The sequence below is a fragment of the Dellaglioa sp. CoH-57-MRSF-16 genome (assembly GCF_056782055.1).
Genome location: NZ_JBXAXZ010000209.1, coordinates 1 through 249, shown reverse-complemented (window position 1 = coordinate 249; position 249 = coordinate 1). Strand labels below are relative to the sequence as shown.

Annotated in this window: 1 protein-coding gene; it reads left to right on the top strand. The window is 61.0% G+C overall.

Annotation, left to right across the window (positions count from 1 at the left end):
* Positions 1-15: 15 nt before the first annotated feature.
* Positions 16-249 (top strand): twin-arginine translocation signal domain-containing protein (locus AC1RPH_RS08450; protein ID WP_481762139.1); only part of this gene is annotated, 234 nt, incomplete at its 3' end.

The following is a 249-nucleotide window of genomic DNA, read 5'->3' as shown; positions in this document are numbered from 1 at the left end:
ACTGGATACTGATAGATGCGATCGAATATCAGCAGACGAACCTTCGTGAAAGGCCTAGGCGCAGCCGGCTTGGTCGGCGGTTTGGGGATCTGGCGCCCGCAGGTCTGGGCGATGACAAGCCCGGACCAGCCTCGCGTGCAGGCGGGTAACGACTTCGATCTGTCCATCTCCGAAGCGCCGATCAATATTACCGGCCGGGCGCGAACTGCCACGATGATCAATGGGACGTTGCCCGGTCCTGTTCTGCGG